This window comes from Streptomyces sp. H39-S7 (genome assembly GCF_027158205.1).
In the GTDB taxonomy this organism is placed as follows: domain Bacteria; phylum Actinomycetota; class Actinomycetes; order Streptomycetales; family Streptomycetaceae; genus Actinacidiphila.
Map to the genome: position 1 here is coordinate 1 of NZ_JAPVLU010000115.1, position 5,415 is coordinate 5,415.

General features: G+C 71.5%; 7 protein-coding genes. 6 read left to right on the top strand and 1 reads right to left on the bottom strand.

Features of this window, described 5'->3' with window-relative positions; genetic code table 11:
* Window positions 1–114: FAD-dependent oxidoreductase (locus tag O3X23_RS43470; protein WP_269280825.1), on the bottom strand; the 114-nt coding region annotated here is incomplete at its 3' end.
* A 256-nt stretch (window positions 115–370) separates the two neighbouring features.
* On the opposite strand from O3X23_RS43470, the gene O3X23_RS43475 reads away from it, so the two are divergent.
* The 6 genes from O3X23_RS43475 to O3X23_RS43500 all read left to right on the top strand — a co-directional run bounded on the left by O3X23_RS43475 (window position 371) and on the right by O3X23_RS43500 (window position 4,653).
* Entirely contained in the window at window positions 371–1,150 is a 780-nt protein-coding gene (locus tag O3X23_RS43475; protein ID WP_269280808.1) for a class I SAM-dependent methyltransferase, read from the top strand.
* Window positions 1,147–1,440, top strand: coding sequence for a hypothetical protein (locus O3X23_RS43480; protein ID WP_269280811.1), 294 nt, complete (start codon window positions 1,147–1,149; stop codon window positions 1,438–1,440). Before O3X23_RS43475 ends, O3X23_RS43480 begins: the two co-directional genes overlap by 4 nt.
* 47 nt (window positions 1,441–1,487) lie before the next feature.
* Window positions 1,488–1,913 carry a TVP38/TMEM64 family protein gene (locus O3X23_RS43485; RefSeq protein ID WP_269280814.1) on the top strand — a complete coding sequence of 142 codons (426 nt, stop codon included), beginning with the start codon at window positions 1,488–1,490 and terminating at the stop codon, window positions 1,911–1,913.
* Between the two features lie 250 nt (window positions 1,914–2,163).
* Window positions 2,164–3,243 carry a methyltransferase domain-containing protein gene (locus tag O3X23_RS43490; protein WP_269280817.1) on the top strand — a complete coding sequence of 360 codons (1,080 nt, stop codon included), beginning with the start codon at window positions 2,164–2,166 and terminating at the stop codon, window positions 3,241–3,243.
* Window positions 3,244–3,775: 532 nt separating this feature from the next.
* Complete coding sequence (locus tag O3X23_RS43495) at window positions 3,776–4,333, top strand: RNA polymerase sigma factor (RefSeq protein ID WP_269280820.1); 558 nt, start codon at window positions 3,776–3,778, stop codon at window positions 4,331–4,333.
* A gap of 41 nt (window positions 4,334–4,374) precedes the next feature.
* The gene (locus tag O3X23_RS43500) at window positions 4,375–4,653 is read left to right on the top strand and encodes an anti-sigma factor family protein (protein WP_269280823.1); all 279 of its coding nucleotides are present in this window, start codon (window positions 4,375–4,377) and stop codon (window positions 4,651–4,653) included.
* The last annotated feature ends 762 nt before the right edge of the window (window positions 4,654–5,415 follow it).

The window sequence follows — 5,415 nt, forward strand, 5'->3', positions numbered from 1 at the left end:
GCCCAGCCGGTCCCGCTCGACGAGCAGCGTGCGGGCGCCGAAGCGCCCGGCGGTGCGGGCCGCGGTCAGCCCGGCGCTGCCGCCGCCGATGACCACCAGGTCGTACCTGTTCATGGTTCGGGCTCTCTCCAGTCGATGCGCCGTCGTGCAACGGCCGGTGCGCGATCGTGGGACGCGAGGGAAACCCGGTGACACAGTCGGAGCCTTCCCTTTTCTCAGCCCCACGATCACGGCCAGGAAGGCCGACCCACGTCATCCGTCCGCATCCGGCGTGTCCGAAACGGAATGGGGGACCGGCCCGGCAGGGTTCCCGATGGCGAAGGCAGGGGGCGAGCAGTCCCCATGCGTCGGAAGAGAGACGAGGAGCTGGATGGACGAACCGGACTGGCGGCGCTTCATCACCGCCTACCACCAGGCGCACCCCGGTATCACCGAGCAGTTGTTCTCCCTGGCCGATGCTTCCCCCTACGCCTGGCTGGCCGAACCGCTGCGCGGTATCGAGGGCACGGTCCTCGACGTGGCCTGCGGGTCCGCACCCACCCGCGATGAACTCCCGGACGCCGACTGGGTCGGGATCGACCTGTCGGCGGCGGAACTCGCCGAAGCGGCGCGCCGGGCCCGCGGACCACTGGTCCGCGCCGGTGCGGACGCGCTCCCGGCCGCCTCCGCGAGCGTCGGCGCCGTCTGCGCGGCCATGTGCCTGCCGGTCGTCACCCCCCTGCCGCAGGTCCTCGGCGAGATCCGGCGCGTGCTGCGCCCCGGAGGAACACTCGCAGCGCTGGTGCCCTCCCAGTCCGGGCTCTCCCCGTCCGGCATGCTCGCCTGGCTCCGGGTAATGGCAGCCCTGCGCGCCCTACGCCAGCCGTGGCCCAACCCGCAGGCCCGCGACGGGCTGGCCGCTGCGCTGCGCACAGCGGGCTTCCGCGTCCGCACAGACGAGCGACGTGTCTTCACCCTGGCCATCGACTCGGCCGACGCGGCCGCCCTGCTGGCCGACGCCCTGTATCTGCCCGGTCTGACACCCGACCGCTCCCAGGCCGCCAAGCGTTCCCTGGCACGGTGGGCGGCCCCGGGGCGACGCCTGGAGCTGCCGCTGCGCCGCGTGGTGGCCGAACTTCCCGCCGAACCACCGTCACAGGAGCCGACATGAAGCACCAGGCAACCCCCTCCTCCGCCACCGAGCCCACGCCGCCCGACACAGGCCCTGATTCCGGCGCGGGCCCGGACGGGGTGGCGCGAAGGCCGGCGCGCGCGGCGTGGATACGGCTGGCCTTCCTCGTGGTCCTGCTGGTGGCGCTCGGCTCCTGGGTGGCACTTGGAGGCGGGGACCTGCTGCGCGAGGTACGCCAATGGGTCGACTCGCTCGGCATATGGGGGCCCGTCGTCTTCGCGGTCTGCTACGCCCTAGCCGTGACGGCACTGCTGCCGGCTCCGTACTGACCGCCTCCGCGGGAGCCCTGTTCGGGCTGCCGCTGGGGGTGGCGGCCGTGCTCGTGGGAGCCACGGCGGGTGCGGCCCGGTCATTCCGTCTCGCCCGCTGGCTGGGACGTCCGGTCGTAGCCCGCTATGCCGGGTCGGGGCGTCTGTCCCGGCTGGACGCCTACCTGACACGCCGTGGGTTCGCTGCCGTGCTGCTCGTGCGGCTGGTGCCGCTGTTCCCCTTCTCGGTGATCAACTACGGGGCGGGGGTGGCCGGTGTCCGCTTCTCCTCCTACGTGACCGCCACGGCCCTGGGCATCATCCCGGGCACGGTCGTCTACACCGGGCTCGGCGGTTCCCTGGGCGACCCCGGCTCCCCGGGGCTGTGGATCGCGCTGGGCGCTCTGCTCGTGCTGAGCGCGGGCGGCTGGTGGGCGGCACGGCTGGTCCGCTCCCGCAGCGTCGAGGCCGGCGCGGCTGCCGGTAGCCGGTGACGGCCCGGAGGACGCCGCCGGCGAACGTCCCGTGAGGCAGGAAGTCCGTGCTGATGTTGGAGGTAGCCCACCGCGCCTCGGAGCGCGGTGGGCGGCATCAGCCCTGCACCCCGGTGGTTGATCGCCGCTGACCTGAGACCCGTCCGGATCACGGCACAGCGGAGGGGGAATGGCAACCGCCGCACAGCGGGTTCCCGTCGCGGCCCCGGCGAACCACCGGCCGGAGCACGAGGGACCACCAGGGAGAGACATGGCGACGATTGACGTATCCCCGGGGCAGCAGACGCCCCTTTCGTCCGTGGCGGAATCGGTCAGGGACTACTACGGAAAGGTGCTCGCCTCCTCCGCGGACCTGAAGACCTCGGCCTGCTGCACGGACACGGCACCGCCGCCCCACATCGCGGCGGCTCTCGCGCAGGTCCACGACGAGGTCATGGAGCGTTTCTACGGCTGCGGTTCGCCCATCCCGCCCGGACTTGACGGGGCCACTGTGCTCGACCTGGGCTGCGGCAGCGGGCGGGACGTCTACGTGCTGTCCCAACTGGTCGGCCCCACCGGCCGGGTGATCGGCGTTGACATGACCGAGGAACAGCTGGCCGTGGCGCGCCGCCATCAGGACTGGCACGCCGACCGATTCGGCTACGCCAACACCGACTTCCGCCACGGCTACATCGAAGACCTGGCCACGGCCGGCATCCCGGACGCCTCCGTGGACGTCGTGGTCTCCAACTGCGTGGTGAACCTCTCGCCGAACAAGCCGCGCGTCTTCTCCGAGATCCTCCGCGTCCTGAGGCCCGGTGGTGAGCTGTACTTCTCCGACATCTTCGCCGACCGCCGCCTGCCCACCCCCCTCCTCGACGACCCTGTCCTCGTCGGCGAATGCCTCGCCGGCGCCCTGTACACCGAGGACTTCCGCCGGATCCTGGAACGCGCCGGCTGCCCAGACGCCCGCACCGTCAGCGAATCCCCGGTGGAGATCAGCGACCCGGACATCGACCGGAAGATCGGCTTCGCCGCCTTCACCTCCCGCACCGTCCGCGCCTTCAAGCTCCCCCTGGAGGACCGCTGCGAGGACTACGGCCACGTCGCCGTCTACCACGGCACCGTCGCCGAGCACCCGCACGCCTTCGACCTCGACGACCACCACCGCTTCCGCACCGGTAAGCCGGTGCTCGTCTGCGGCAACACCGCCGACATGCTCGCCGCCACCCGCTACGCGGCCCACTTCATCGTCACCGGCGACAAGAGCCACCACTTCGGCCTGTTCCCCTGCGATCCCGTGGACGGGGCAGCCGTGCCGGCCATGGGCGCACCGTCGGGCTGCTGCTGACCGGCACGCCGTGTTGCCGGGCCGCCAGGGTTCGCGCGGGATCGGTGAGGCTCGGCGTCCTTCAGCGGCGGGGCCGGTCCCGGCCCCGCCGGTGTGGTGAGGTGATGAGCGAAGCGCCGTACCCGGGCCGAAGCGAGAGACGGGGGCGTCCGCTGGGGATAGTGCCGCAGGGACGCCTTGACCAGCCGCAGCAGTTGCAGACTGCCGCTGCACCCCCAGCAGCAGGCGATGTGGGCGGCCACCCGCACGCGGTGCGCACCGGTGAGCTGCCCGTCGACGTACGCTTCCACGTCACCGCGCAGCCGCACATGCCGTATCTTCTCCCGGCACTCGGCCCACACTCGCCCCGGCCCGGGAACGCGCTGCCATGTCATACAGCGGAAACCCGTCCCGCCGCACGCGGCATTCCAGCCCCCGCACACGCTCCTCACCTCGCCCTGACCACAGTGGCGCCGGGGACCGGAAAGCAGAAGGATGAAGAGGATGGAATGCGGGTTAGGGGAGAAGGGGTTTCCACCGTGTGGAAGACGAAGTGACAGCGCCGCCTGACACCGCGGACCCTCGGGGTCAGGCGTTCGCCGCCTACGTGCTGCCGGAGGCGGAAGTGCTGCTGCGGGTGGCGATGACGCTGACCGCGCAGCCGGCAGACGCCGAGGACCTCGTGCAGGACACCCTGCTGCGCGCCTACCGGGCCGTGGACCGCTTCGACGGAAAGCACCCGCGCGCGTGGCTTCTGACGATCATGCGGCGGGCCGAGATCAACCGGCACCGCCGCCGCCGTCCCCACCTCCTGGACGACCCGGACACCGATCTGGACCGGCTCAGCACCACGGGCCCCAGCGGGTCGGCGGAAGAGATCGTGGTGGGGGAGGCGTTCGACGAGGTGGTGGACGAGGCCCTGTGCGCGCTGCCGGACAAGCACCGCCAGGTGGTGCAACTGGTGGACATCGACGGCCTCACCTATGCCGAGGCCGCCCACCTGCTGGACGTGCCCGAAGGCACCGTAATGAGCCGGCTGCACCGGGCACGCAAACGGATACGGGCGCGGCTGGCCACGGCAGGACTGGCACCGAAGCGAGGTGTGATGTGAAGAGGCGTCCATGGTGGCGGCGTGCAGCGGCCGAGCGCCGCATGAACTGCATGCAGGTCGCCCGCGTGCTGCAGTCCTACCTCGACGGCGAAACCGACGAGGTCACCGCGCGCCGGGTCTCGGCGCACCTGGAGGACTGCCGACGCTGCGGCCTGGAGGCGTCCGTCTACCAGGAGATCCACAACGCGCTGGCCCGCCGAGCAGACCCCGACAGCCAAGCGGTGGACCGCTTGCGCACGTTCGGCGCATCACTCCTGAGCGCCCCGCGTGCCGGGGACGACGACGCGGAGCACAGCACGACGCCCCCGGCGAGCGCCTAGAGAGAGGTCTCTCCAAGAGGAGCGGCTTCTCTCCGGTGCCGAGCGTGGCCCGGCGCAGACGCCGGTTTCGCATGGGGGATGCCTCCTGTGTACGGGTGGCGGCTGCCACCTGCCACTGCCACTTGTGCGTTCCCCCTGGGCCGGCCGGGGCCTGGCTCACCGGACTGGCCCACTGGTGCCTGCGCGAGCAGGGGGTGCGGGACCGGACCCTGCATGGCAGCGCGGAGAGCCGTGTGGCCTGGCTGCCACTGCGCGGCGCCCGGAACAGCGCGGTTTTCTGCTCGCAGAGCACACTCGCCGCCATGCTGGGACGCCAGACGGCGAACCGGGTCATCCAGGAGTTCGAACGCCAGGGGCGTTTGCGAGTGGGCTACCGCCGACTCGAACTATTGGCCATTGACCTGCGTCACCTCGCGCGCAGGGCAGCGCGTGAGGCGCCACACCGAGCCTCTTGGTCCTCCGGATTGCGTGTCGAACTGACCCGCTTGCGTACGCTCGGCGCCCTTCAAGGGGCGGCGTCGGTGACGCCACCCAACGCCACCAGGTTTCCGCAGTGGCGCAAACTGCCGAACGGCCCTGCCTGCGGCGGACCGTCACGCGGCGGCGCCTGCGCGCAAAGTCACCTTGTAAGGCTAACGGTCTGCCCCGCGATTGATCCGAGCGGGCGGTGACATGACGGTGGCCGCGCGGGTTCTTGAGGTGTGAAGATCAAGCAGACCCGCGCGGCCATGTCCCATCCTGCCTTGTGCGGTGTCTCGCTCC

Bases quoted from the DNA above. Each gene is read 5' to 3' on its own strand.
- O3X23_RS43480 (WP_269280811.1), top strand. From the start codon at position 1,147: ATGAAGCACCAGGCAACCCCCTCCTCCGCCACCGAGCCCACGCCGCCC.
- O3X23_RS43490 (WP_269280817.1), top strand. From the start codon at position 2,164: ATGGCGACGATTGACGTATCCCCGGGGCAGCAGACGCCCCTTTCGTCC.
- O3X23_RS43475 (WP_269280808.1), top strand. From the start codon at position 371: ATGGACGAACCGGACTGGCGGCGCTTCATCACCGCCTACCACCAGGCG.
- O3X23_RS43500 (WP_269280823.1), top strand. From the start codon at position 4,375: ATGAACTGCATGCAGGTCGCCCGCGTGCTGCAGTCCTACCTCGACGGC.